The organism is Agrobacterium sp. V1, assembly GCF_030518355.1.
Classification (GTDB): domain Bacteria; phylum Pseudomonadota; class Alphaproteobacteria; order Rhizobiales; family Rhizobiaceae; genus Agrobacterium; species Agrobacterium cucumeris.
Genome location: NZ_JAULSF010000001.1, coordinates 1,114,903 through 1,140,077 on the forward strand (window position 1 = coordinate 1,114,903; position 25,175 = coordinate 1,140,077).

Sequence of the window (25,175 nt, forward strand, 5' to 3'; positions counted from 1 at the left end):
GCCCATTCGATACTGCACAAATGCGCAGATTGGCCCTGCGACATTCCCGGTAAAACCGGCTTTGATATGTATTCGCAAACACGAACTTTTGCCGTCTTGCAATGATTTCCGGATCGGTCATAAAATCCGTCCGGCAACCGGAATTGCGTACCGGCAAGTTCCAACGTTGATATTGACCAGCGTCGTGCAAGGAGAGGGCCGGATTTCGGCGGCCCGAGTGTCACATTTACAAGGTGAGCCTTACATACGTTGATCGCATAAGATAGATTATGGAACTAAATTGCGATTGAGACGGCGGTCCGGTGTAAAAACCGAACCAAGTATGGCCCAAACCGGGCTTTCGTGGCCCAAAACTGAACGTAACGTGGCCCAAACCTCATGGAGGAAGAAAAAACGACTTTTCTAGTAGAATGATACCGTCCACAAGGTTTGGCATTGTGGTGTAAACTTCGCCCGTCAAGATCACCAGAATCGTGGTTTATGGTCACTCCATAATCGGCAACGTTCTGTCAGATTATCAAAACTGCTCCGTTTATGACGATCAGCTTGAACGCTTCGTTCCAAAGGCCAAAAGGCTTTTTTGATTATGCAAACATACTGGTTCGAACTCTCAAGCAACGTCTCGTCGATAAATGCCCACCTTCGGGTGGACCTTTATCCACCCGAAAATCGAAGTTTATCAGTTTATGTATTGCCTTGCTCTTTAATCAATGGATTTTTAGCCCCACTCTTTGCGGACAAAAGCGTCAATATCCTTGCCTCGGGCAAGAATATCTTCCTCCGTCCACGCTGATTTCGCTGCGATATTTTTGCCGACAAGCGTTGTAATAGTCAAACCACTGGTGAGATAGCGTTCAGCTTTTTCAACTGGAGGCTTGTCTTTCAATGAGGAATTTACTCCTGGCGGCAGCATAGTGAGATTGCCGAGGTGGTGTATGTATGAAGCTCCACTACTCTGAGGCTCAATGTGCTCAATTGACTTCGACGGTTCTTCGGCCCAGATTTTATTCCACTGCGACTTGTTTAGCTTCTGTCCAATGGTTTCTGCGTGATGCTCTTCATAACGGAACAATATGTAACGGAGAGGTTCCGCCCAACCTTCGTAGGAATTATTCCAGTAATTAGGTTGATTAAGCTTCTCAGCGAGGTTGTAATCGCTCCCTAGTTTAAAAAGGCGCTTTTCAATTTCGTCAGCATCAAGATTGGCCGAAAATATCGCGTATCCAAGGCGAATGTATTCTCCGACCTTGTGGCGCGTGTCGGCTTCGGCTAACACGAAAATTCTAAATGTCACCCTTTCCCATGCTCCGAGAAGCCTTTCACGAGTTGTAGCGTCAAAGCGGCGGAGCAATATCGCAGTAGCAACGAACCGTGCGTGAGCAATTTTTGTGACGGTCCTGAGGCGAACGTTTTCGTCAAGCTCTTTGATTGCTCCGACGACTAACTTGAGCCGTTCCCCAGACTCCATTATCGTATTAAGTTTAGTGCCAGCTAGTTCTGTTAAGACTACCGCTGCATCTTCTTGCGACGAAACACGATTTGGTTGTGTCTTTTGCGCCCACGTTCCTGCAAACTTCAACGCGTCGTCGCCCAGCTTGCTATCCAGACCCAGCGTGCGGTAAATATCACCCCATACTCTCTGCATCTCCTTGACGGCTTCGGAGCGTGACCCTTCTTCAATATGCTCGAAAAGAAGCGCCATTAACTGGCTCTTTAGTTTGTCTATCCATTTCACTTCAAGTCCGCGACTGTTGAGGACTTCAAACACACGGTAAACAGTCGCTTCGTCTGCAATCTCGTGGTACACGAATGAAAGTTGATTTCGAATTATGCTAACTAACTCGATAAGATCACATTGAACCTTCCAGTCCTCAACAAACTTTTCACACTCGACTGCCGCGTCTAGAACATTGCGGTCCGCTGCAGTCTGTGATTCATTTTCCGCAATATCACCTGTCAAAATGTATCGCGTAAAGACACTGCTGCTGTCGTGGTTTGTCTGAAGGAGCAAAAGGGTTCGATCATCATCTTTCACCAGCAGTTCGGAGATGTCACGATGTGCCTTGCTCCCAGTAACAAGACTTTTCTCAATTGCCTTGAGAAGAATTACAAGAGTTGTGATCCGTTGTTGGCCATCGACGATCTCGACGGCTGTGTACTTTTCCGCGCCGATAACTCGTGCGTCGCGTGCTAATGCAACCACTGTCGCCATAAAGTGTTCGCGTCCGGACCGATGTATGTCCAAGATGTCTCCGAATAGATCAGCTCGCTGACGGCTGCCCCAAGCATACGCTCGTTGATATTCAGGTATCCTGAATAAGCGACCAGAAAATAGCGTTGCTGACGTTAGATGCATCGGACTGAGTTGCACGAAGTCTCTCCAAATTTGAAAGAAAGTTGATAGTGGCTGCCGATGTAACCCAAATGGATTTCAAATTAGTTGCAAATCGCTTTCATATGTCTCTCTAAGTTGTTTTTTACTTCTGGTCCCCGCCTAATAGACGAGGTCCATTGCTTGTCGGCTATCAGGTCCACGGTCGATAGTATCAAAGGAAATGAAGGCCTCGAACCGACTGTGGCAGTATCCTTTATGATTGCCTCGATGAGCTTTTCAAGCAGATCGGCGCGGCCATGAACATCGCCGACCGCATACAGGAGTGATATGCGAACCCTCAAATTATCGATCAAAACCTGAGTATGTTTCGAGTTTTCACAGCAGCAATTCCCTTGGGGCACCACCTGCCCTTCGAGGAAATGCTCGTTAATTACTCAGTGCGAATCGACGACAGAATTCATTTCGGTCATCTTAGGTTCAGCTCTTTCCTTGCTGCGTGAAGATCGATTTTCGCATTGTAACCGTGCTTTTCCAACAGATGCAGCAGATGCGATCCAGAAAAGAGGCTAATAGGCTTCCCCGCCGCAAACTGATGGGCGTCCGGACCGTAGTCGGCCGTTGAGATCAGGATACCTCTGGAAGCCCCTTCATGCTGGACAGTACCAAAGAGATCGCGGACTGCGGAAACGCCGACAGTGCGCGTATACCGCTTCGCCTGAATGACGATCTTGCCGCCTGTGATTGGATCGGGGTCGAAGGCCACGGCATCAACGCCACCATCACTGCTGGCTTGAGTAATTTTTACATCCCCTCCCCGCGCGGCAAATTCTTTTTCGAAGAGTTCTCGAATGAGATGTTCGAAGTCGCTCCAGTCCATGGATGCGAGGTTCGTCGCAGTGTCGATTCCCGCGATCACCTCTCTGGCGTCAATGAACCTTTTGTCCTGCTTGTTCATCTCCATGACCGGCGCGATAGGAGCTAGTGCTGCGAGCGACGAAGCTGACACACCCTTTAATGATTTGAAACAAGACTTAGGATCGACGCGAGACAGATCGATTTCAAGGAACTCAGCCTTCCTTGCCAGCAAGGACATGATGCAACTACGCGTGTTTTTCCCGTTGGCCGGGTTGATGGCCGTCGAGAAACCGTTGAACAAAATGGCGTCGAGATTTCCGGCTTCGTCGGCCTCGAACAGTTCATGGAGCGTTCGAAGGGCGATTTGGTAGCACGCCAAATCGAAATTACTCTTTTGCTCCTTTTCAGAAATGCACGTTTCCTTCACGTCGCCCGTCGAAGCGGTGAAACGAACGCTTTTCAAGGTTGGCATCGTATTCGGTGATGGCAGCTCGTATTCCACCAGCAGGAGCTTCGGATCGGCTTGGTAGTCGATCTCATAGGATTTCTCGAACAGGCCCTCGTAGTCTGAGGCGTCGAGCACCAAATTGGCATGTTCGATCACTGAGCGAACGTCCCCAGTTTTAACACCATGGGCGAGTTCGTCGATTTTCGAATTTTGCACATCTTGTTGAGCCAGGAAGCCAGCTTTTGTAGCCTCATATTCCAGCTTGAACTTGATTTTGCGATTGTTCCATTCAGTTAAAGCATGGCCGTATTTACTCAGACTATTCCCTTCGGACTTTTCCCACTCAAGCACTTTGCCTTCATGGAACTGCCTGGCCTCCGCCAATTTTGCCGCCCTCTTCCCAAACAAACCCGCCCAGAAGCCAATTACGGGTTCGATGTAAATCGGTTTCGCTGTCGAGGCGAGTTTTGGTGCAGGTTCAGAGAAGTTCGAGTTCCCTTGATAAGGCGACTTGTCCTTTAGGGTTTCCCAATCCACCCTGTCGTCGACAGTAAGGGTTTTGACGAGGATTTTTCGAAGCGAGTCCAACTTTGAAACGGCTTCGACCGTGAGAGCGTCACACGCCTCCTTGCTAGCCGCGAGCCGTGATTTGTGGAAATGGTCATCAGCCATCTTGTCCCAGCGGTTCATCAACTCCTGGACCTTTATCTTCAGGAGATAAATCTCTGGCGCACTAACCTGCTTATGAAGGCCAAGGTCCTTTTGCCAGAAATCGACCATGTAACGGAGTATTCTGGTATTGGCGGCATTCCACTTGGCTTCGATGGCTCCCGCCCTGATCGATGCAAGGTAGCGAGAGCTAAACTTCATATCGGTCATAAATACAGTACCCTTATAATACAACCGCTACGTTATCTGCTTCAGCGGTCAAGTCCCCCGACTCTGACAACTGGAGAAACCAGTCACCCCTCTCGCGTACTTTGGCTGACGCAAAAGCAGGCGTCGAGTAGCACAGGTTGAAAAATAGGTTGTGTTACTCTAGCAACACGATCATCCGTCGATGACCAGTTGTTGCGAGAGTAACGGTACGGCCGCCCACCGCTACCTTTGATTACCAAAAGGAAAACAGACCTAAATGAAGAAAAACCTGATCGCAATTGGTGACATCCATGGAATGGCAGAAACACTGGAACTGCTTCTCTCTACTCTGACGATGGAATTTAAGCCGGAAAGTACGCGCTTCATATTCCTCGGCGACCTCATTGATCGCGGGCCGAATTCCTTACAAGCTGTCGATCTAGTTTGCGATATAACCGACCATTACCCGGGATCAATTTGCATTCGTGGAAATCACGACATGTACATGGACTGTATGTCCAACCTCTCGATTGCTCGTGACGAATCCGCCACCTGGATGTGTTTAGGAGGAAAGACCACGCTCAATTCCTACGGTCTTGATCCTGCCGATCTGATCGATTCTGGAAAGAAATTCAACGGCTCACATCCACGACATATGTCGCTCTTTAGAAGTGCGCGCTCTCATTTCGAAACCCAGAGGTATTTTTTTACGCATGCTGGTGTGGACCCATCTGTGCCTCTGTCGGAACAGGACAACCATGTTCTGATGTGGATCAGAAAAGGTTTTCTGGACAGTACAAAAGTATTGGAGAAGATCGTTGTGCACGGACATACGATCACAGGAAGCACCCTGCCCGAAATATATGAAAATCGCGTAGCGCTCGACGTGGGGTCTTACCGTACTGACAAAATCGCCGCTGCAATTTTCGTCGATGATGAACTGGATGGATTTTTTGTCAGCCAAGTCACCGCAAGCTTGAGTGAAGTGCGCCGTTTCGACAAGCAAATGAACGAGATTTAAGCCAAAAGCTGGAAGCTACCGCACTCCACCTAAGGGTCCGTTTTTTTGCCGTGTTGATCATCCCAAAACCGCGCACTGAAGTTGTTTAATCGGCCGAAGCGGTCCACCTTGAGCAAAAAGTTCTCGGGTATGGCGTTGCCATCTCCTCCATCGGCAAAATAATCGCGCAATGTGCAGAGTATGGTGCTCACCATGCCTTCCCAGGTGGAGACCAATTCATTCTCATCTAATTGCGCCTGCCTGGCAGCACTCAGCTTCCGCCTAGGCTTCGTAAGGACGTACGAGTGATCGCGGATAACCCTATGTCTGAAGGTGGTCTGTCCCGATGTCCAATCGTCTTCCACCCTTTGTCGCCACCGGTACGAAACCGTTGCTGTGAGGTCGTTTGTGAAGCGGAATGGTGGGTAACCGTTGTCATGAATGTAGAAGAGCTGTCGCTGCTTTTCCTCTGTCTCCACCCGATCCTTCATTTGTCTGACGGCGGACAATAAACGATGACCGTAACGGTGGGCCTCAGAGAACTTGTTTTCTCTGTTTTGCGCAGATTTAGCTTGTCTGTATCGAGACAATGCATCCTGGAATGAGCGCAACTGCGATACGATATAGTCACCCGATTTTAGTAAAACCTCACGAGGGAGACCGTCGAGATTCTCTTCGCGTATCGCCAAGTCAATTTTCTTGTCCAATTGCCGTTCATCAATTGATTTAATGGCGAGGGTTTCAGTTTCTGTAAGGTTGATGACACTCATATTTATTCTATGCGAAAAACACCGTGCGATAAAAAATTCCTCGGAAATTGATAGAGCAGCAAACACATGTTCCCGCAGTCGCTCTTTTCACAACTTAGTATGCAGGCCCTCCCCTCGCGAGAAATTTCCTGGCATCGCCAGAAATGCGCTTCTGCGCTATCCTGACAGTGTAATGGTCTCCATTCGCCATGACGGTAACCTCACCTTTTTCGCGCAGTAGTTCAAAAAAATGTCGAAGGTCTCCTTCGGCAGGAATAGTGATTTCCTCACCGGCTATGTTGCCCTTGGTGCCGTCCGATGGCGAGAAATGCTCGTCTTCCGTCATTTTGCTTTCCCAGATAAGCCGCTATCGTCACTGAAATTAGCAAGGCTCGTTTACTTGAAATTAACCGTAAATATGGAGCGTACTCATATTTTCAGGTGAGCGTACTTCCATGGTTGCAGGATATATTCTCGACACATGCGTCCTAAGCGAAACAAGCAGGATCAAACCTCATCCAGGTGTGGTCCGCTTCATTGAGACCGCCTCAAATCTATTTATCCCGGCCGCCGCGATCATGGAGTTCCAACAAGGCATTACGCAGCTTTGTTCCCGTGACCCGGTGAGAGCGGTACGACTAACGCATTGGTACCAAAATCTAATCGCGTTGGGCATACCCATCCTGGAAACAGGAAAAGAGGTAGCTGAAGCTTGGGGAACATTAGCGGCCGATCCAAGACTACGCAATCTCATCGTTTCTCATCCCGGTGCAAAACGTCTCAGGCATGGGCAGGACCTCCATGTTGCCGCAGCTGCGTTGGTACATAGAACACCAATTGCAACTTTCAATACCAAAGACTTCCTTCTGATTCACGCCTGCTACTCGCTCCCAGGAGTATACAATCCCCAGACAGACACATGGCATGTCGCTAGCCCAACAGTTGCTTTTCCCGAGATAGTTGCTGTCGATTGAGCAGCTGCCACCGCAATCAAACTATTTGAGATTCCAAAGGAGATGAAACGGCGAGGTTTTTCTCCAGTTCGGTAAAGCGGTCAGGGGAGAGAAAACCGGTCGCGTCCAATTCTGTAGCCAGCATCTCAAGCAGCACTCGTCTACTTTGCAGAATGCATTTCGCTCTCTCATATTGGTCTGTGAGGATTTTTTCTACTCGGTCTTTCAGACGGTCATCGCTCAGTCTGAGCTTTTCGAGTTCCTGATCGGTTTGTGCGTTGCTGTGTAGAAATGACGCTCCCATTCCCAAATTAGCTTCCGAGAAAGTGGCAATACGTGTTGCGACGGCAAGATCGGATTCTTCACCTCCTCCTGCCCCATCACTAAAGTCACCAAGGTAGAGTTTTTCTGCAGCCAGGCCAGCCAGCATCACTGCAACGCAATTCAGATAGAATTGCCGGTCGCGACGAGCAACGCGCGGAATGTCAAAATACGCAGCTCCTCCCGGCTGATTTTTCACGTCCGGCCGCACGACATCTGCGATGTTGGTGCCGAGGTACGTACCATATCCGAGGTGAGTACCAACGATGGTGTGCCCAGCCTCGTGCACGGCAATGCCCCAACGATGTTCACCAGAAATTTTTGTTCCTTCCGGCAGTCCGGTTTTCAAGTCCTCTAAAGTTAACTGCCGCCTTTCCCTTCTCGCAAGTCTACGTCCATCGCGGACGGCTTTTGCCAAATCTGCACCGGTCAAACCTCTAGTAAGCGGTCCCAGCGGCAGCAGGTCCGACACCGGGATAGAATGTGCTGTCAGTTGGGAAAGGATCGCAATCCTATCTGCAACTGACGGCAGTGGAATTTCGACATGTCGGTCAAGGCGACCGGCGCGAGTGATTGCTGGGTCAATACGATCAATGTTGTTGGTCGCTCCGACTACCACGACGCCTTCTCTTCCATCTAAGCCATCCAAGCATTCGAGCAACGCGTTCACAACTTGGATGCTGTAATTCGCATTGTCATGGGAGAAACTTTCCCTCGATCCAAAGGAATCGATTTCGTCGACGAAAAGGATAGACGGCGCGTTGTTACGGGCACGGTCAAAGTCCGCGCGCATCGCCTTCAGCAGGTCACCCAAATGCCCTCTACTTTGCCAACGCCCAAGCGATGAAGCGACGAGAAGAACATCGCACTGTTTTGCCAACGCTCTGGCAAAAATGCTTTTTCCAACCCCCGGGGGGCCACTGAGTACGATGCCTTTATCAACATCACTCCAATCAATTGTACCAGCCTTCCAATCAGCCAAATCGGTTGCGAGCTGGGTGCCCCATTCTTTTGCTGGACCATAGCCGTGCATGTCTGCAAGCAAAGGAGTTTCGGGCGCTGACCGCATCTTAACTTCATCCACTTCTTCAGCCAGTAGAGGCACCCGGACCTCCCCCAAACGTCGCATCGATTCACTGATTGAGCGCATTGGACGGAAAGCCGCCCAGAGATGTTCCCGAGGATAACTGAGTGCAGTGTGGGCTTCTTCATCAGTCATAGGACGGCGTACCACTGCTCTGGCTGCAGCCTTCAGATCGTCTGGCGTAATCGGAGGAATGTGAATTACCAAGTCTGCAGCGAGCTGGATGGTCGGAGGCAACTCAACGCCTTTTTCGATCACAGCGATCACGCGTTCCCTCTTACTGCACTCAGAATACTCATCTTCGAATTTCGACGTTTTGTCTTTAAGGGCAACTAGAACACAACCTACACTATCGCTTCTGTAGAATCTGTCGTCGTCATAAAGTTGGTCAATAACAGACGATCTAAACTCGGACGGCAGATAGCCGTCAGGAGTCACGAGGACCAAAAAGCCAGGGCCTCCTGCTGCAAACAGAGAGTGCTCCCTGAGGGCTCGGATGATGATGCTATCGAAAACGTATTTGCGCATAGATTTGGGCGCACGGGTTTGCTTTTTGCTACGTGACATAACGGTTCACCTTGGCGATGTAACGCGGAGAAAACAGATTTATCGGGAGAATTTGCGGACGCTGGTTTCAGGCCCGAGAAGCGCGGTATCGAGATCGATCTCGATAAATCGGGCTAAAATCATATTTGCCACCGTGCATATCGGTTGGCCCTCGCGCACCAACTGCAAGCACTCTGAAAGCGTGAGTCTGCCCTGCTCTTCAAGAGCAGCGAGCAACCTAATACGATCACCGAGACGGACCTCGGTTCCTGCGTAACGAAGCAGGTCTTTGCAATTTCTCAGGCGGATTGGATCGATATCTCCGCGCGACCATGTTTGATAAGTGTAGTTTTCAGCGCGGACGACGTTGGCGACCCATGGTGGTGGAGTGCCTCTGATGATTACATCAATGACCAGAATATCGTGATCGCGCTCTACGACGAAGTCAGGGCGGTGGGTATCAAAGCAACCTCGGAATTCCAACGATTGACACGCCCAGGCAGAGGCCGTGTCTTCAAAATCCAGAAGGCATGAAATGTCTCGTGCCAATTGGCTTCGGAATCGAATAGGTCCGACACATCTAATAAACTGATTTGGGTGAAATACTTGCGAAGCCCCGTTTGGGGAAGGCAACTGGATGCTCATCTGCAACACTCGAATAAACGCAATTAATCACAGCCCCAGAAGAGGCAGCGGATTAGCGGAATATTCGTATGAGGCGCAGAGCTATCTTTTTCATGGTTGGAACAAATAAAGAACACCCGCAGGAGAGTCAATATCTTTCTGCGTCCATTTGCATGCATCGAATCCTCAGATTACGGCCTTCTCATGCGAGTTCCGACCTTTGTTTTTCCTGAAGCTGTTGATCGATCTCCAGGATCGCGGGTATGAGGCTGCGAAGTTGATCGCTTTGAAAGCTCGACCAAGCCAAAGAAACATTCGTTTCCTGACCTTCGATAGAGGTTCCCGTCGCTTGAGTGGCTGTTAATAAATCGCGGCTGAATATCGTTGCGAACTGCGCTCCCATGTGCTTCACGACGCCTTGGAAAAGCTTGGGATTTGCCATCGCAGCCTGATAAACATAGGATCGCATGGCACTGTCGCCCGGCCCAAGAATAAGAGATAGGTTTACTCGGCCCGGAGCATTTGGATATGTCTTCACCTCGAAAAGTAATCCCCTACCGGTCTTCGTCCATTTCGTGGGATCACCTTTCATCAACTGGAGTTTGGCATCCCAGACATCCGGAGTGAAACGAAGAAAATTGCTGCCTGTGCTTTCAATGGTTAGCCCCTCGACGGACTCAATTCGCTCACGAACCACTGCAAGCAAATTTCTTGGCTCGGGTCGGCAATTGTATATGAAGTCGAAAGCCTCTCTGTGCCGTTCGTAGAGCCTGACGGCAAGTGATCGCAGTCTTTCATCGGTCACGATGTGTTTCCTCACGAGGTCGATGTAGTGATTCATGATGAGCACTGTCTCCGATGGAAGTGGCTCCAGCGGATTGGTAATTATGCTCTCCAGCGTTTCCACGATCCCACCGTAGTCATATGCAACGTATCCGGCATGGTCTGGGGTGGTGCCATCCGGTGTAAGAAATACCATCAGTCGTCGATGGTCCGGGTAGAGTTTTTTGAGACAGACGTCGTATCGCTCCAGTTGTCCATCTCCTGCATTGCTGCCAACTTTGTTTTCTATCGCGACCACAAAATTGAGCGACGGGAGTTCAACGATGATGTCGATATCGTCTCGCTCCCGATAGACAATTGCGTCATCAAGGTCACCTGCAACAAGCTCCAAGGCCATGATCGGCCGCTCATTCGATGGAATGCGGCTCAGAATAGAACGTAGTACGGCGATCAACGGCAACGGTCCAAGGCCGTGTGGACGGCTCGGAGACAGCAGATATGCGAGAAAATTTGAATGACGAAGCTCAGCTCTGACAGCTCCAACTGCTTCGAAAAGGTTGAACGGTGACATTTGCCGGTGAACAGTGTTGAAATCCGCGTCGTCGAACAAGTCGCCGAGTTTTTGTTCTAAAGCTAAAGCAACTGTATCCATGTAAGGAATGCCTAAATCAAATCGCTGGCGCACTCTAGGGGCGACTTGCCGGTTCTGCTATGGTTTTAATCACGGTAATTGAACATTGGGGATTGGGTTTAAATTTGAAGATCACACTTTGCATCACCATCATCGCAACAACCTTTTCTACAATTGCGTATGCCGATGAAATCGACCTTAAAAGCGTTAATATTCCAGGCGTCAACGCACTGAGAGCGGTAGATATCCTCGTTGATCGCCCAATCGAACCGCGTGCTACATACGTGGTTGTCGCACTCGGCAAAGGTCCTGAAGGATCAGTAGTATCCATTAACACGAGGTACTCGAACGCGTCAGGGTGGGTCTATACGACACGTGCAGTTAAATGCAGCAGTGGACAGATGAGAACGCTTGGGAGCGGCGAAACCGTGGATGGGATGTTGAAGTCCAAGAGTGATCCATCGTGGGGACCTCTTGTCAGCGGTTCGTCGGCGACACAGGTCGCGGAAATTGCATGTACCCAGAGCGGCATGCGGCTGTCAGGAGTGCGCTGATATGAAAGAGAGATGCATGAGGGAGCACGAAATCTGTCTGCTGCCGCTAGAACCAGACCTGCAGAAACCAAGTGGTCGCTGATCGGGGCCACGGTAAAAGGTGTGCTAGCAGCCGTTATCCTGGCGCTAGTCGGGGGTGTGCTGGGAAAATCGACACGGGATCAGCAAGGCCATTAATGCATAAAATTGGATTCAACCGGTTCTGCCGATTTCAACCTCTGCATTCTATAATGCCATAAATGGAGGTTGACGGATGTCGTTTGTAAAAGTGGTAGCGATAGGAATGGTCGCAGCATTCTCGGTTGGAGCTGGGGTGAGCTATTACAAAGATATGCGCTTTTCACAGACACCCATGAGCATCCCAGTCCAGACCTCGCAAACAACCGCGAAAATCTCAATCTCCGAAGCTTTGAGGAATTCCAAACCGTACACCCTCTGCTCGGGATCGGTCAGACGCCACTGCGTTGTTGACGGCGATACAATTTGGCATGACGGCACAAAAATTCGGATAGCGGACATTGATACGCCCGAGGTTGGTGATCCGAAGTGTGGAGCAGAGGCCGCACTCGGGGCGAAGGCGACCAAGCGGTTGTTACAACTTGTCAATGCTGGTCCCTTTGAAATGAAGGCCTGGGAAGGAAGAGACGAAGACAGATATGGACGAAAGCTTCGCGTCTTCGTTCGCGATGGTCGAAGCCTCGGCGATATCCTTGTGTCCGAAGGACTGGCACGTACATGGACTGGGCGTCGGCAGCCGTGGTGTTAGTTCGGCTATCCAACGTGAGGGTAGATGGACCATTCTGTCGACATGGCGCTGGCAAACAGTTCGGCCTGCTTATGCACTTCATGCAGCCTTTCGCAGTTCAGTGACCTTCTGAAATTCGGCCAAAATGTCTGGATGAAACTGGGCCAGATAGCGCACGATCCTGGCGTTACCAAGCAGTTTCCCAATGTAGCCGATTGTTAGAACAAGTTCGAGGTTGTCGGTACCGTAATCTTGCTCAATTGTCTTGAAGTCTCGTTCAAGAGTAGCTGCTTCTTGCTGCATACGGGCAAGCTGGTCTTGGCTTAGCCCGCCAATCTTTGTTTTTGGTTTCACCAACATGGTGTCCGGGGTAGCTGCAACCAACGACTGGGCATACGTGACGGTATATTTGTTCATCGCGATCATGAGCTGTGCAGCCTCGATCTGGCGCATCGGCTTCATCCTCTTCAACTGGCCAATCGTGTTGAAAGGGACATGTTTGTCTTTAAGCAGTTCCACGGCCTCTGGACACACACCGTCCAGCAAGCTTTTCTTTTGTCTCAGGCTCGAAATATTGATGTTAAGCGCTCTGGCCAAACGGTCTTCAGGGACACCTTTGTCAATCGCCTTCAAAATCATAGTGTGTTCTTGGATAGTAGCGAGACGGCTGATCCTACGATTATACGTGAACGCCTCGTCATCAGTTGCGACCAGACATACCACCTCTTCGTCGCCCCGTTTTAACAACACATCCAACCTGATATGCCCGTCCAGTAAATGAAACCTATCAGGCTGAAGACGGTCTCTGATAACAACAGGTGGTTCAATAATGCCGATTTCTTCGATGGAAGCTGCTATTTGAGCGTACTTCGACGATTTGAGAAGTGATGGTGACAGCTGTTTCAGAGGAATTATTTCGTTAATCGGAATACGAACGCTGGTGTCTTCGAACGACCGGTTTACTGGCGGCTTCATGGTGCCGATCTCCCAGTGACCTCGATTCTCTTTGCTAACTCCTCTGGGAGCGAGACTAACCTCTCCTCCCCCAAGATCGCGGTGAACTGTTTGTCCGCAAACAGCTTGCGAATGGCCTGCGTCACAAAGGTCAGGTTTGCTTTTACCGTTTCAGCGCGGCGCACCAATATCCGTTTTCTGTCGACGTCTTCCTGAAAAGCTTTAAGTAAAGCGTCCGATGAAACTGGACGCGGTGTTGATCTGCTTGCGCTGGACCCGAGTGATTTACCTCTCTGTCGTCGCAGTTCCACCAAGCGCTTTGCTACCATCAACTTTTTGCCGCGCAGAAGTTTCCGCTCATATGCCGACTGTAGTGCTGCTTGAATATCGTGATCTTCAGCTTCAGAAATTTCGACGGCAACGCTAAACGGAATTTGCCCGGCTTCAACCGACCGGAGAAGTCTTTCCTCCCCTTTTTCAAGAAGCCGGGCCACTGCGTAAACGTATTCAGGAGTGAGCCCGGTCATTTTTGCGATTTGGCCGACGCTATGGCCGCGTTCCTTCATTCCGCGAATGTCATATAGAAGATCAATTGCCCGGTGCTGCCGCCGGGCGCAATTCTCCACAAGACTTGCAATCAAGCAATCTTCCCTGTTCGCGTTTACGACCAGTGCAGGTACCTCGGTTTGTCCTAAAGCCCGGAAAGCTTCCAAACGTCCCTGACCGCAAACGAGATCATAAAACGGACCATTTGCTTCCATGCGGCGCGTTACCGTGATCGGTCTTTTCAATCCAATCTGTTCGATATTCGAGGTTATTTCCTTGAATGATTTCTTGTTCCGGACGCGAGGATTGACGACCGTAATTTTTGAAATCGGTATCATCTCGACTTTTTGAGCAGGTAGAGCAGCCATCACACGACCTCCGCGAAAGACCTTCTTCTGGTCATTTGAAAGAAATGTTGCAGGGTTTCAAAACGGTAGGAATCGATTGAGAGACCGTTGAATTCGCACAACCGCAATACGGCCTCGCGCATGTCCAAAAGCGGTAGTAGGTAATAATCATACGGTTGGATGTTATCGGGGCTCATTCTGACGACGACCGTAAGATCGGGTTTCAGAGCGGTATCGAGCCTAACCTTCCATCGTAACGATCCCGATAAGGTCTGCAGGCAGCGGACGACGATGACTGCAGCCGTGAATTCGTGGTTGATCGTCAGCAGGTCGGTGGTTTGGTCGCGTGACACAATGCCACCCACGCCTTGAATACCGAGCATGACATCCGCAATAAGCTCGGGATACATGCGACGTAGCGCTCGATTGATTTCCAGGTAACGGTAATCGTGATCTGGAATAAAGCCAACCAGTGCATAGGCACGCAGCAAGCTTCCGAACCGGCTGAAATAAGAACCACTAGACGGGCAATCCTCGGTCTCGTCGATGATCAGGCCGGACAAATAGCCTTCTCGCTGCAGCACACTGGCCAGCTTCTCAAGCATAGCGTCGTCGGACAAACGCTCTGCTCTCGCGGCAATAATGACATTCGCTTTTTGGAACACTTCTTTCGAGACAATTCCTGAAAAAACACCGTCAGCCCTTATCCACTCAGTTTCTGGATTGCGAAAGTGCGCCTGCTTGAGTTTAAAGGACGTACGGCCCCACACATTATTACCGACGTATTTTTCGTTGATGAGTACCTGATGGATTGTACCGCGTGACCACGGCCGATCCCAATCCGTAGGAATTCCTTCCGAGTTTAAAATCGTAGCTATTTCTTTTTCGTTTTTCCCTTCATCGACAAAAAGGGAATAGATTCTCCGCACCACGCGCACTTCCGGGTCGGGCCCTGGCACCAGGATTACACGATCAGTGGCGATACTCTTATGTTCACCACGGACCAACTCTCCTTTGGGATTTCCGTTGTGGTCGATCAACTGTCGTCGGATACCAAAGCCTGGCGCTCCGCCTTGCCGATAACCTAAGCGGATCAAGTTGGCCTGGCCGTTAAAAACCTTCACGGATAGCTCGCGACTATATTCTCCAGCCATCGCCCGCTTGACGGTTTTGATTATCGACGAGCCCATGCTCCCATCGTTCTGGAATTGCTCTGCGCAATAATGAACTGTTATGCCGCAGCGCTTGCATCGAAGTTCGACTTCAGCGGCCTCGTCTGGGTCCTGAAACCGACCCCATCGACTGACATCGTACACGAGGATGACTTTGTATGTTGCGACGCCACTTTCGACATCCGAGAGCAGCATTTGCAGTGCGTCTCTGCCAACAAGTCGTAATCCGCTTTTCCCTTCGTCTGCGTATGAGCGAATGATTTCGAAGCCGTTCTTTTCCGCATACTTTTGGATTATCGTCATCTGGTTATCAGTCGAGTATTTCTGATGCTCGGTTGACATCCTCACATAGGTCGCCGCTGGAATTTTAAGACAAACGGGTGGCATCTGACTGCCACTGTCCTTCTGGCTCCACTCGATGACCATAGCTTGTCATACAATCTCTGTAATGTTGCCGACGCCCGAACTATACGCCGTGGAGGATGGAAATATGGTTCAGATGAAAGGCACAATTGTTCACCATACCGGCACACGCTTCAGATCGCGTTTTACAAATGAAATCGCTGCTGCCCTCAAACTGGAATTGGGCCAGAGCGCACGGTCCGCGAAAACAATAATGGGATGGACAGGTTCAAGTGAGAGAGCAGCAAAATACTGGCTTGCCGGAACGCGAACAATCAGCGGCCCGCAACTCGTTTTACTCGCCAAAAATTCGGATGCTGTTTTTCAAGCTTTTCTCACGCTGGCGAAACGCGACGTTTCCGGTGTTTCTCTCGAAATTGATGCTGCTGAAACTGCGTTAAACCGAGCAATTGCTATCCTGAGGGCTGTCAGGGATCGTTGACGTATTCGGTGGCATGCATGAAGAAGCTACAACGGCGCTCAGGCTCTTCAAAAGCGGAATTCCTTTTAAAGCCTGACCGCAGCCCAAAAAATTGACAGAACAGACGCATCTGTTCGCTAGTTGGGTTTAGCTATAATACTGATATGCAAAAAATCCGGTTACGATAACGAGTAGAACACCTATTGCTTTAAGTGCTCCTGAACGGGACGGCGGGCTGGAAGCATAGTGGTTGTCCGGTCCCGGATTTTTGTCCCATCTACTCACCATTCTTGCCTCCCTGGAGCCTACACTCAGTTAACGGTTAAGTTGAGAAATTGGCAAGCGTTACTTGCCGATTACGCGAGTCTTCGGCAATATTCCGCTCGGCGAGGGCTCTCTATGAAAAAACGGTACTGGTTGCTTTGCGGGCTGATCTTGTTCGGCATTTCCAAACTCGGAGACGCACCGTCAAAATCCGATGTGGCAACGCCCTCGCCCAGCTATCCATCAAGCGTGACACCAGCATCAAAACCTAGGGCACCAGACGCCGAAAAATCCATCGAAACTCCCACTCCAAAGGATGTTGCGCCACAGCCCTCTTCGGGTTCGCGCTCGAACGGAACGGCGGAGAAAAAATTCATCAGTGGTAATCGGATCGCACTCCGCGATGCGCCAAACCCAAAGGCCGGGATCAAAGATAGATTGGACGCAGGAAAAGAGGTCAGTCTACTTGAACAGAATGGCCAATGGTCTCGGATCAGGGACAGCCTGACACAGAAAGAAGGCTGGATCGCAAGCCGCTTCTTGAGTGACAAACAACCTCAAAAGGAACGTGCCACACAACCAGCGGAAAAAACCGTCAAGTCGACACCCTCGATTTCGCCTTCGATCATTATTCAAAGGATAATTGCAGAGTCCGTTGCCAGCTATCCTGGTTCATGTGCTTGCCCGTACAGCACAGATCGCGGTGGTCGTCGATGTGGTAACAGGAGCGCATATTCGAAACCCGGTGGATATGCGCCCATATGCTTTGCTGGTGATGTCACAAAGTCGATGATTGAGGCGTATCAATGATGTTACATCATCCTGCGGGCATATTTTGCCTTCGTTTCTTCATAATGAATGACGCCTTCCCCGCTTAAACTGATCATTCACGGACGGTTGCCATTACTGTCCGGCAGTCACCCCATTTTGCGTAATTGTCGAATTTTCGCCCCTTCGAATTCTAATTTCAATTCGTCTGCGTGTTTCGACGTTCCCTGCCTGCCCGGAGCTAATTACGTCTCCGGGTAACACCAGTTGCGCTGCGGAAAGAGGTAGAATTTTCACCCCTTCAAGATCAGGGTTTGAGCGCAAGATGTTCGAAACGGAAATCGCTCTCGCTAACCCAAGACCTGCGTTGTCAGCCGGAGCCAGCTGTTTAACTGGAGCCTTCGCAGACAATACATCGAGTGAGATGTTGTCCATGTTGGACACCCCACGACCTAATGGTTGCTCATCAGTATGCCCAATCACCTCCACGATATCGACGCCGTACCGCTTCAGACTATCTGCGATCTGGGCCGCAACCGGACCATTAAGATTGCTCGTGAAGGTATCAGTCAACTCAGCGCTGCCGGATCGAAAATAATATCCGCTGGCTTCACTTAGGCTGATGATTGGAGGCCATTCATGCGGCTTCGACGCCCCACTCTCAATGAGTTTGTTTTCGGCTTCCGCCAGCCGAGCAGCGAGGTCGGTAGTCGAGGCTTCTGATGCCTTTAATTTTTCCTCCAAACGAGCCAATAGCTCTAGGGCTTTGCCTGCATCCGCCAGGGCAGCGAGTTTTTCCTCAAGTTCGACTGGTTTTGTTGGATCAAGACCAAACTTTTTCAGTATTTTTATACTGGAGACAAATCCTTCAATTTGCGTCGTTTCGATTCCAGTGTCGGCCAATTGTTTGACGGCCGCCCTCGCCTCAACGAGTTCACGCCAGTCTTCATCCAATTTTCGCTTATCGACCAGTGACAACTGACTTGAGAGCGCCTCAAGCTTCGCCTTGAACACCTCCTCCTGAGTTATCTTCTCGGTTAGCTGAGCCTGCAGCCGTTTTGCTTCTTCAACGGCTGATGTGGCCTTAAGACGTTCATTGGAAATGATTGCACCGGCGACAAGAAGCAAACAAAACACGAGCAGCAACATGGATTCCGCCATCGTGAACCCAAGAATGAGCCCTCGATTGTAGCCTTTGTGCTCTAACTTCGTCGCCGTTTCTTGATTGGTCATCTAAACCAACCCCGTTTGACCTTTTCAGCCTCGGCAGGCGATGTCACCGTCGTGACGGGGGGGATGCCTTCAACATTGATACCACTTTCGGCACGGATCTCACGTGTAGTTCCCTCACCACCTGTATCCGTCGGAGCGTTGGGGCGTTTGACAGTCGCTAATACACTCTCAATCATGGCGGACTGCCGTGTCGAGGCCACTCCCAACTCTTTCACACTGGTTGATATCGTTGCAATCGATGCCGATTGGTTAGCGAGGAAAGTAAGGGATTCCGACAACTTGGTGGTAGCTTCCACTTGCGCCTTGGACGCATCCTGCGAAACTGCGCTGTAATTCTTTATGTCGGAAACGAGAGCCATTGATGCGTCTGCAACGGACTGAGTATTTGCGGAAATAGTCTCCCATCGCTCCAGCATGGATTTGATCACGTCTGTTGAACCGATTGCTGAGGCGTTTACGTTTTCCAGTTTGGCCGCCAAAACTGTAAGCGTGGCGTTCGTTTGTTTGAACGGTGTAATCGCAGTTAGGACCCTCTTCGTCACATCAAGGTTTGCAGCAGCAGTTTCGTGGGCGACCTGATTCTGCTCCTCGATGATAGATCGCAGCGACGTTACAACGGGCGCAACTTGTTCCGCGAACAACTCATCGGGCGACTTCGAGTTTTTCAGGCGTTCAACAACATCCTCGACAGCCTGGCCAAGTTTTGTCGTTCCCTCATGTACCGTCGCAACAGAGGCGTTGAGCTTCTCACTCATCTCTGAAACGGATTTAGCATTTAGGGCCGCGAATTCGATGATCTGCTGATGTGTCGTACTCAAGGTTGCTGACAATTTGTCAGCTGCTTCTTGAATGGTTTTGGTTGCTTGTAGCGACATGGATTCGATAGACGCGCGCACGGCATCGCCACTCTTTTCAGCCTGCTTCGCGATTTCGTCGAAACCTTCAAGCAGCATCTGCTGACTTGTTCTTCGATAGGTCGAAAACTCCATTGCAGAAGTGTCGAGTTCCGTACGAACTCGCCTCGTCATTTCAGCAAGATCGTGCCGAACTGCCCGCTCAATGTCGACGGGATCACGACGCATCTGGTTGAAGAGAATACGGAGCGAAATACCTGCAATGGTCGAGGAGATCGCAACACCAAAATTGCGCACGACGTCCTCAATCGAGGCTTCACCACTGAACTGGTAGAGAGATACGCCAAGGCTGGTCAGGGTGAACAAAAAACCCATGTAGTAGAGGTTATCGCCTGCCTGTTCATTGTGCAGCGAAAGCCCCGCTGCAAAAAATGAAATCACAAAGTAGAGAGCCATCATTCCCAGCGGGATCAGCGTGATCGTGACGGTATCAACTCCGTACAGCTTGCCAAACCATATGATCGCAGCACCGATAAATGTCATAAGGGCAAACAGGATAATTGGGCCGTTCTTACGGACAAAATTTCGCGTGCTCATTTACTTCGTTCCCACCAAGCGTTTGTAAACGCCCCATTCGCCACCATTTGATCGAACCCATTGCAGCCAGAATTCTGGCAACCGCGCCAATTCCAACGGGCTTTCACGATCAAACGCCAAAACATCAAACCTGATTCCATCCAGTGGCGTTCTGAACCGCTCTTTAGCGTCACTTTTTTCAAAGGCAGCGTAATCGACGCCGTTTTTGTATATTGAGAACGAAGACGTGTGTTCGATCATATCGGAAGCAACGATCAGTGTTTTCGGCTTATTCTCATTCCGGAGATCGGAGAAACTCTCGATTACAATTCGCTGGACGCCCGCCATTATTGGAGACTGCTTGCCTTCTGCAGCAGCACCCATTTGGTCTTCAATCTCTTTGAGAGGTTTATTAAACGCCTTATCCCACCGCTCCTGAATGCGTTTGGGATTAGAGGTCAGCTGATCCGCACTTGCGCCATCGCCTGGATTACATCCCCGATAGGTCCGTTTCAGAGCGCCCGAGTCATCGGAAAGAGAGTAAACCTCAACAAGACCACCTTTTTCCACAGTGGACACAATGCGCTGGAAATTCCGCTGTAAGTCCACCTTCGTGATATCGGAGATTGGGTCAGTAACATCCAACAGGACTGCCGTGACTGAAGTTGGACCGTCTGTCACTGAGCATAGATCAGCATCCAAAGCCCCCGTCCCGGATTTACTCCATAGGTACAGCAACCCTCCCCCAGCACCTATAATGCAAAGGACGAGTGAGACAGCGCCCAATATAGCACCTGCTGAAGGTCCTTTTTTTCTCGATCTATGCCTTGCCATTGTTAGCCTCCGGGAAAAGGTCATCCAACTGACGGTAGGCGGATACAGCGGCCTCGAATTCATCGCCGATCTTTTTCATCTGGTCCGCAAGTTCTGCTTCAGCATGCTTGATACGGTCAGCAAGTTCTTGGTCAGTCCACTCATTTACTGAGGAGATCACCGCTTTACGTCGATCAAGTTTGAATTGGTTTGAAAAGTATTTCGGTTCAGGTTTCGTACGAGCTTGCCGATTGGCTTCGCGGTAGGCCCCGATTAGGGTGCGAGCTACCTCTTCAAGGCGATCCTGCTGCTCGTTGAACAGTCGTATGATCCTGGCTCGGTTCTCTATAATTGATGCACTCTCTCGACGCCGAATGGAAAGATCACGGATGATCATTTCAACTTTATCGTTATGGTCGTCACGGATGAGTTTCAGCTCTCCGATCAAGTCTTCTTTTTGAAAGGCATAGTTCTCTTCGGCATCCACGTAACGCTGATAGACGCCGCCATATCCGGGGTAGATATCGCGAATGCTGAGGACGTCGAGCATCGCAATCACGGAAAACATGAAGCCTGCGCCGAACAGCATCCAAGAATCAATTTCTTGGAAGTTGAAGGTCGCTGTCTTCAGCCGGTCCATGACAAGAGCACTTATTTGAACGTCATCACCTGTCGAGGCCTCTCTGTAATGAGCCATCGCTAAATTGATGCCGATAGCCAGAGCCAGCCAGAGGAGAACTCCCAAAAAGCCCCATATTTTACGGAAAAAAGACCTGTGGACGATATTCGGTATCATCGTCCAGGCAATCACTACCGTGCCTAAAACATTGGTGATTGCAAATCCCATCGCGATAGCGATACCGCCGATCACACCCTCATCGCTGCCTTTAGCCAAGTAAAGACCATTCACCACGGTCTCGAAAATCAAGAGCGCGACGATAACAAGCCACTTTACGATGGTCGCAAACTGCGATTTGGTCTGCGCGACCCGCCGAAGCCCATTCCGATCCTTGAAATGAACTAACTCATCGTCAGCTTCGCGGAGCTTTTTACGAAATCCGAAAAGCACGTCGGTTCCGCCAGCGACGTCGGCTTTGAAATCTGTCAACGAGGAAACATTTGCCTGGCGGATGCGCCCGAAATGCCCATCGAAGTCAAGATTCCGCATGCGTGAGCTGTAGGTGTGAAGTTGGTCTTCAAGTATCTGATACGATGCGTCACGCTCCGCCTCCACGCGCGCAACGATGCTCTGTTCAGCCTCGTCGCGAGATTTAGCAGATGGTACAGGCTTGTTTTCAACGCCATTCTCAGTGCCTTTTCGTGAGATATCGAGTGTTTTCTCCACCTTCTCGGCGTCAAGCGGAGGAAATGGATCAGTCGTGATGCGAAAGTCGTGATTTGAATCACGTACACTGTCCATCAGGCGATTTAGTGCTTCGAAGCGTTTTGCCATTTATTTCACGATTGTAGGTGTTGAAATGTCGGTGTGGAGGGTCTTACTGCGTTACTGACTTCCTCAAAAGGGAGCACGCCATCCAGCAGCGATAGCTTCCGCTTCAGAGCAGAACCATTTCTCGCCTTTTGAGGCATCAATTTTGGTCTTGTTGTAGTCCTTTGACCACGGGACGTGATAAATGCGCTCATTTTTCCGGTTGATATTACCCTTGATCGGGCAATCTTCATTGTCTCCGCTCTTTACAGAGACATTCCATTTTTGTGCACGAAAATCCCACGCGGTTTCGGTCTCGAACTGCCAGATGCCAATCGCAGCTTCGCGCGCAGCACCTTCGTGTTCAACGTAGTCCAAGGAGTATCTGCGGAACGCCCATGCAAGGCCGACATTGACCATGTGCGCATTGATTTCTTGCTTGCCAGCCCAGCATGCAGCGAGAATGCGACCGTAGATATCGTGGCCTCGATCTTCGCATCTCACTGTTTGTCCGGCGATAAGGTCTTGCAATTCTTCCGTCGACTTTTGACCGCAAGCCCACTTTTCGCCTTTTGGCAAATCGCACAATTGGCTTGCCTCAGGTGCATCGATCCCATGCAACCTGTATGTAATTCCATTGATCTTGAGAGTGTCACCGTCGACAACGCGGGTACTCACATCCGCATGCGTCGCACTGACAAACGCCAGCATGAATAATATGTACAAAATTCGCAAAACCAACCTCTTAGCCCTGTAGCGGACGCTAATTCAACCAGAGGGGGATGGCAACAACAGTATGACTTAATACTTTTGAAAATGGTGAAGAACTGAATTGACCGCGTTCTATTGCATTCGGAAGCCCATGCGCGACTCCGCAACGAGCTGACTGAACCACGGCGTTTGCAAAATACGCAATGCTGCGTATATTAAACACGATCATGCGCTTTTGTTTGGGTGTATTCAGATGAGTTCAGGAAAAATTTACGCCGCAGCGCGTGTTGCAGCTCGCCTCAATAAGGCTGAAATGGCGAGACTGTGCGCGCTGCCCGTTAGCATAATCCGTGCATTGGAAGCAGGAAAAGATCAAGACAGTAAGATCGCGGTACAGCGAACGCTCGCAACGCGATCTGTGACTGTCTATGAAGACGACCAACTTGTTACTTTTCCCAAACAGTCTGAAAATGACTTCGGGTACGTTATCTCTGTCGCACGTGCGGGTGCTGGGATCAGTCAGGCTGATTTGGCGACCTTCTCTGGCGTTTCCTTGCGATCAATCAATGGCACCGAAGTTGGATCAGTTTTATCAACAACAGCGGTTCAGGATGCAATTGTCTCCTGCCTAGCGCGACGCGGCGTTGAGATAACCCTAGAGCGCAATGATCGTTGGGGAGTTCACATTGTCAACGTGCAGGATGTCCAACCTGGTGAGCGACGGTTTCCGAACGGCGAGAGCCCCTTTGAAATTGTGATGGGCAAAATGAAGCAACAGGCTTCGAATCCGCACATTCCCGAAATGCTTAGGCTGCGTATCGAGTTGACCGGGACCCGGCCCTTGATCTGGCGTGAGATACTAATCCCGGAGAATGCAACGTTTGCGGACCTTCATTGCACCATCCAAACAATATTCGGATGGCGATGGGCTCATCTCCATGAGTTCCATTGTGGTCTTACCATAGGGAACATCAAAGAGCTTAGTGGGGGGTCGATTTCCGACTCTCAAGCGATTGATGAACGATTGATCGCCCTCAATCAGGTCCACGATCTCTTTCCAAAGTTTCAATATCTCTACGACTTCGGAGATAACTGGAAACACATGATAAAGGTCGCCGACAAAATTCCACGTCTTGACCGACCTGTACGGCCGGTTCTCGTAGATGGCTCCGGTGGCTTCATCGTGGAGAATAGTGGAGGCTCCAAGCATTGGAACGATCTTGCTACTGCCCTACGCAAAGGAAAAGCCGATGCTGAGACACTCGATTGGCTGCAACAGTGCGGATATGGCCGCAACTTCGATCCTGATGCCCTCGACATTGATGGGATAAACGAGGCCCTGCTCTCCACCGATTTTGATATTCCAGCAACATGGCATGATGAGTGGGACCGTCGCCAGAACGTCAAGATCACGGCGCAGCATCTGCGGGAAGAATATCCAAGACCCACGATTCAATCCCGCTATCCAAGTAACGGTGTCACGGTGATATCGGTCGAGGACTTCGCTGAAGAGGACTTTGACCGGGACTGGATCAGTGATGTAACTGACGGAATGGCGTTCACTCAATCGACCAAGATGGGGAAGACAGTCCCGCTCCGATATCTCCTTGCTGAAATCAGCCCTTTTCTTGATCTCAGCGGCGACGTGGTTTCGTTCAGATCGTTCCCGAAAGCGCTACGGTGGCAGGATGACAAACGTGCAGGCGTATTCCATCCTGATCTGGCAATAACCAAAGGCAGGGGAAAAGAGGTTCTCGTTCATTTCGCATTGAATGAGGAAGAAGTAGATTTCGTGAAGCGGATTTCGAAGCTCGCTGGCGTCAAGATTCATCTCTTCGGTGGCGGTATCGTGGATGAGCCCGTTGTTCGCAACTGTAATGATCTGCGCTCCATTGCACGGGGTGTTCGAGACCATGCCGACGACGTCCGCGCCGCCTTGGCAGACCAAAACCTCTCAAAAGGCATTGCTATGACAAAAGCTGTGCAACTGCTCATCAGCAAGGGCATCACAGAATTATCTGGATTCACTGGCGGAAGTCCGGAGCGCCGAGCCAAAGCCCGCATCGCAAGTGCGGTCACCCAAAAGGCAATCGGAATCAATATGACAGCACCATTCGATATCACCAGAATTGGTGAACCAAGCTTGACTACAGAGACATGCCAATTCTGGAGTATCGCGGAATTATATCGAGTCTGAAG

The 25,175-nt window shown here is 50.2% G+C and carries 21 protein-coding genes; 6 read left to right on the forward strand and 15 right to left on the reverse strand.

Going from position 1 to position 25,175, the window contains the following annotated elements:
* Positions 1-718: 718 nt before the first annotated feature.
* Positions 719-2,356 (reverse strand): DUF262 domain-containing HNH endonuclease family protein, encoded by a 1,638-nt coding sequence (locus QSV77_RS05480; protein WP_302733890.1) that lies wholly within the window; start codon positions 2,354-2,356, stop codon positions 719-721.
* Positions 2,357-2,801: 445 nt separating this feature from the next.
* On the reverse strand, positions 2,802-4,517 hold the full coding sequence (locus QSV77_RS05485) for a restriction endonuclease (RefSeq protein WP_302732763.1): 1,716 nt from the start codon (positions 4,515-4,517) through the stop codon (positions 2,802-2,804).
* A 256-nt stretch (positions 4,518-4,773) separates the two neighbouring features.
* Between QSV77_RS05485 and QSV77_RS05490 the strand changes: the two genes are divergently transcribed.
* Positions 4,774-5,517 carry a metallophosphoesterase gene (locus tag QSV77_RS05490; RefSeq protein WP_302732764.1) on the forward strand — a complete coding sequence of 248 codons (744 nt, stop codon included), beginning with the start codon at positions 4,774-4,776 and terminating at the stop codon, positions 5,515-5,517.
* A gap of 29 nt (positions 5,518-5,546) precedes the next feature.
* Here QSV77_RS05490 and QSV77_RS05495 read toward each other — a convergent pair whose 3' ends face one another.
* Together QSV77_RS05495 and QSV77_RS05500 are read right to left on the reverse strand one after the other, a co-directional pair.
* Positions 5,547-6,266, reverse strand: coding sequence for a hypothetical protein (locus QSV77_RS05495; protein WP_302732765.1), 720 nt, complete (start codon positions 6,264-6,266; stop codon positions 5,547-5,549).
* 94 nt (positions 6,267-6,360) lie between these two features.
* On the reverse strand, positions 6,361-6,591 hold the full coding sequence (locus tag QSV77_RS05500) for a hypothetical protein (protein ID WP_302732766.1): 231 nt from the start codon (positions 6,589-6,591) through the stop codon (positions 6,361-6,363).
* Between the two features lie 109 nt (positions 6,592-6,700).
* Between QSV77_RS05500 and QSV77_RS25830 the strand changes: the two genes are divergently transcribed.
* Positions 6,701-7,219 carry a PIN domain-containing protein gene (locus QSV77_RS25830; protein ID WP_368045849.1) on the forward strand — a complete coding sequence of 173 codons (519 nt, stop codon included), beginning with the start codon at positions 6,701-6,703 and terminating at the stop codon, positions 7,217-7,219.
* Positions 7,220-7,235: 16 nt separating this feature from the next.
* Here the strand turns inward: QSV77_RS25830 and QSV77_RS05505 are convergent, their stop codons facing one another.
* From QSV77_RS05505 to QSV77_RS05515, 3 genes are all read right to left on the reverse strand, one after another.
* The gene (locus tag QSV77_RS05505; protein ID WP_302732767.1) at positions 7,236-9,170 is read right to left on the reverse strand and encodes an AAA family ATPase; all 1,935 of its coding nucleotides are present in this window, start codon (positions 9,168-9,170) and stop codon (positions 7,236-7,238) included.
* 39 nt (positions 9,171-9,209) lie between these two features.
* Positions 9,210-9,794, reverse strand: coding sequence for a hypothetical protein (locus QSV77_RS05510; RefSeq protein ID WP_302732768.1), 585 nt, complete (start codon positions 9,792-9,794; stop codon positions 9,210-9,212).
* Between the two features lie 181 nt (positions 9,795-9,975).
* Complete coding sequence (locus QSV77_RS05515) at positions 9,976-11,208, reverse strand: PD-(D/E)XK nuclease family protein (RefSeq protein ID WP_302732769.1); 1,233 nt, start codon at positions 11,206-11,208, stop codon at positions 9,976-9,978.
* A 786-nt stretch (positions 11,209-11,994) separates the two neighbouring features.
* Between QSV77_RS05515 and QSV77_RS05520 the strand changes: the two genes are divergently transcribed.
* On the forward strand, positions 11,995-12,507 hold the full coding sequence (locus QSV77_RS05520; protein WP_302732770.1) for a thermonuclease family protein: 513 nt from the start codon (positions 11,995-11,997) through the stop codon (positions 12,505-12,507).
* A 78-nt stretch (positions 12,508-12,585) separates the two neighbouring features.
* On the opposite strand, the gene QSV77_RS05525 is transcribed toward QSV77_RS05520, so the two are convergent.
* Genes QSV77_RS05525 through QSV77_RS05535 form a run of 3 tightly spaced genes read right to left on the reverse strand, consistent with a single transcriptional unit; the run spans position 12,586 to position 15,931 of the window.
* On the reverse strand, positions 12,586-13,461 hold the full coding sequence (locus QSV77_RS05525) for a plasmid partitioning protein RepB C-terminal domain-containing protein (protein ID WP_302732771.1): 876 nt from the start codon (positions 13,459-13,461) through the stop codon (positions 12,586-12,588).
* The gene (locus tag QSV77_RS05530; protein ID WP_302732772.1) at positions 13,458-14,354 is read right to left on the reverse strand and encodes a plasmid partitioning protein RepB C-terminal domain-containing protein; all 897 of its coding nucleotides are present in this window, start codon (positions 14,352-14,354) and stop codon (positions 13,458-13,460) included. Before QSV77_RS05530 ends, QSV77_RS05525 begins: the two co-directional genes overlap by 4 nt.
* Complete coding sequence (locus QSV77_RS05535; protein WP_302732773.1) at positions 14,354-15,931, reverse strand: recombinase family protein; 1,578 nt, start codon at positions 15,929-15,931, stop codon at positions 14,354-14,356. Before QSV77_RS05535 ends, QSV77_RS05530 begins: the two co-directional genes overlap by 1 nt.
* Before the next feature lie 64 nt (positions 15,932-15,995).
* Between QSV77_RS05535 and QSV77_RS05540 the strand changes: the two genes are divergently transcribed.
* Both QSV77_RS05540 and QSV77_RS05545 read left to right on the forward strand, forming a co-directional pair.
* Positions 15,996-16,349, forward strand: a complete 354-nt coding sequence (locus QSV77_RS05540; RefSeq protein WP_302732774.1) for a hypothetical protein — start codon at positions 15,996-15,998, stop codon at positions 16,347-16,349.
* Positions 16,350-16,727: 378 nt separating this feature from the next.
* Positions 16,728-17,402 carry an SH3 domain-containing protein gene (locus QSV77_RS05545; protein WP_302732775.1) on the forward strand — a complete coding sequence of 225 codons (675 nt, stop codon included), beginning with the start codon at positions 16,728-16,730 and terminating at the stop codon, positions 17,400-17,402.
* A gap of 93 nt (positions 17,403-17,495) precedes the next feature.
* Here QSV77_RS05545 and QSV77_RS05550 read toward each other — a convergent pair whose 3' ends face one another.
* The 5 genes from QSV77_RS05550 to QSV77_RS05570 all read right to left on the reverse strand — a co-directional run bounded on the left by QSV77_RS05550 (position 17,496) and on the right by QSV77_RS05570 (position 22,976).
* Entirely contained in the window at positions 17,496-18,593 is a 1,098-nt protein-coding gene (locus tag QSV77_RS05550) for a hypothetical protein (protein WP_302732776.1), read from the reverse strand.
* The gene (locus QSV77_RS05555) at positions 18,590-20,044 is read right to left on the reverse strand and encodes a methyl-accepting chemotaxis protein (protein WP_302732777.1); all 1,455 of its coding nucleotides are present in this window, start codon (positions 20,042-20,044) and stop codon (positions 18,590-18,592) included. The genes QSV77_RS05550 and QSV77_RS05555 overlap by 4 nt, the downstream gene beginning before the upstream one ends.
* On the reverse strand, positions 20,045-20,668 hold the full coding sequence (locus QSV77_RS05560; RefSeq protein ID WP_302732778.1) for a hypothetical protein: 624 nt from the start codon (positions 20,666-20,668) through the stop codon (positions 20,045-20,047).
* A 175-nt stretch (positions 20,669-20,843) separates the two neighbouring features.
* Entirely contained in the window at positions 20,844-22,289 is a 1,446-nt protein-coding gene (locus tag QSV77_RS05565) for a hypothetical protein (protein WP_302732780.1), read from the reverse strand.
* Positions 22,290-22,352: 63 nt separating this feature from the next.
* The gene (locus QSV77_RS05570) at positions 22,353-22,976 is read right to left on the reverse strand and encodes a thermonuclease family protein (RefSeq protein ID WP_302732781.1); all 624 of its coding nucleotides are present in this window, start codon (positions 22,974-22,976) and stop codon (positions 22,353-22,355) included.
* A 253-nt stretch (positions 22,977-23,229) separates the two neighbouring features.
* On the opposite strand from QSV77_RS05570, the gene QSV77_RS05575 reads away from it, so the two are divergent.
* Positions 23,230-25,173 carry a plasmid pRiA4b ORF-3 family protein gene (locus QSV77_RS05575; RefSeq protein ID WP_302732782.1) on the forward strand — a complete coding sequence of 648 codons (1,944 nt, stop codon included), beginning with the start codon at positions 23,230-23,232 and terminating at the stop codon, positions 25,171-25,173.
* Positions 25,174-25,175: the final 2 nt, after the last annotated feature.